The 1,868-nt window shown below is 70.9% G+C and carries 1 protein-coding gene and 1 pseudogene; both read left to right on the plus strand.

Annotation, left to right across the window (positions count from 1 at the left end; genetic code table 11):
* Positions 1–443 (plus strand): annotated as a pseudogene (locus CCN51_RS48380) (sphingosine kinase); the annotation flags it as partial.
* A gap of 99 nt (positions 444–542) precedes the next feature.
* A partial coding sequence (locus tag CCN51_RS48385; RefSeq protein WP_143676155.1) for a DEAD/DEAH box helicase occupies positions 543–1,868 on the plus strand: 1,326 nt, incomplete at its 3' end.

Genomic DNA, 1,868 nt, shown 5'->3' on the forward strand with positions numbered 1-1,868 from the left:
GCCGGCCGCGCGGCCGGCTCCGCTACGACCTGGCCATGCTCGCCGAACTGGCGGCCCTGAAGCCCGTCCGCTACCGGATGAGCCTGGACGGCGGGCCGCAGCGCGAGGTCGAGGCCACCTTGATCGCCGTCGGCAACGCCACCTCGTACGGCGGCGGCATGCGGATCTGCGCGGGTGCGGTCCTCGACGACGGGCTCTTGGACATCACGGTCGTCGGCCCGTGCAGCCGCACCACGCTGCTGACGGTCTTCCCCCGCGTCTACCGCGGCACCCACCTCGGCCACCGGGTGGTCACCACCCACCGGGCCGCCTCGGTGTCCCTGGCCGCCGAGGGCCTGACCGCGTACGCGGACGGCGAGCGCCTGGGGCCGCTGCCGCTCACCGCCACGACGGTCCCCGGCGCCGTACGGCTGCTGGGGACGCCCGGGCCGGGGGCGGGCTGAACCCGGGGCGGACCCGGGCGCGGTGCCCCTGCCGCCCGTCCCGATCGGTGAGAAAGATCGCGTGCGTTGTCGGAGGCGGCCGGTAGTCTCGTACGTACGATGACCGACGAGCTATCTCCCGCCGAGCGCTACACCGCGGCCCGTCTGCGGGCGGCCGAGGAGGCCACCGCGCTGGCCCCCTTCCGCGAGATGTACGACTTCGAGCTGGACCCGTTCCAGATCGAGGCATGCAAGGCCCTGGAGGCCGGGAAGGGCGTGCTGGTCGCCGCCCCCACCGGCTCGGGCAAGACCATCGTGGGCGAGTTCGCCGTCCACCTGGCGCTCACCCAGGGCCGCAAGTGTTTCTACACCACGCCCATCAAGGCGCTGTCGAACCAGAAGTACACCGACCTCGTCAAGCGCTACGGCGCCGACCGCGTCGGCCTGCTCACCGGTGACAACAGCATCAACTCCGAGGCCCCGGTGGTCGTGATGACCACCGAGGTGTTGCGGAACATGCTGTATGCGGGCTCCCAGTCGCTGCTGGGGCTCGGCTATGTGGTGATGGACGAAGTCCACTACCTCTCCGACCGGTTCCGCGGCGCCGTCTGGGAAGAGGTCATCATCCATCTCCCCGAGTCGGTCACGCTGGTGTCGCTGTCCGCCACCGTGTCCAACGCGGAGGAGTTCGGCGACTGGCTCGACACGGTCCGCGGCGACACCGAAGTGATCGTCTCCGAGCACCGCCCCGTCCCGCTGTGGCAGCATGTGCTGGCCGGGCGCCGGATGTACGACCTCTTCGAGGAGAAGAGCGGGCAGGGGGACGGCCAGGTCGGCCGCCGGGAGGTCAACCCCGACCTGGTCCGGCTGGCCCGGATGGAGAACACCCGCCCCAGCTTCGGCCGCGACAAGCGCCGCGGGCGGAACAATATGCGCGAGGCCGACCGGGAGCGCGAGCGCCGTCAGCGCAGCCGGATCTGGACCCCCGGCAGGCCCGAGGTCATCGAGCGGCTGGATGCCGAGGGGCTGCTGCCCGCGATCACCTTCATCTTCAGCCGGGCCGGCTGCGAGGCGGCCGTACAGCAGTGCCTGTACGCCGGGTTGCGGCTCAACGACGAGGCGGCGCGCGCGCGGGTGCGCTCCATCGTCGAGGAGCGCACGTCGGGCATACCGGACGAAGACCTGCATGTGCTGGGCTACTTCGAATGGCTGGAGGGCCTGGAGCGGGGCATCGCCGCCCATCACGCCGGGATGCTGCCGACGTTCAAGGAAGTCGTGGAGGAGCTGTTCGTCCGCGGGCTGGTCAAGGCGGTGTTCGCCACCGAGACCCTGGCGCTCGGCATCAACATGCCCGCTCGTTCCGTGGTGTTGGAGAAGCTGGTCAAGTGGAACGGTGAGCAGCACGCCGACATCACCCCCGGCGAGTACACCCAGCTGACCGGCCGG

It is taken from the genome of Streptomyces milbemycinicus (assembly GCF_002154605.1).
Classification (GTDB): domain Bacteria; phylum Actinomycetota; class Actinomycetes; order Streptomycetales; family Streptomycetaceae; genus Streptomyces; species Streptomyces milbemycinicus.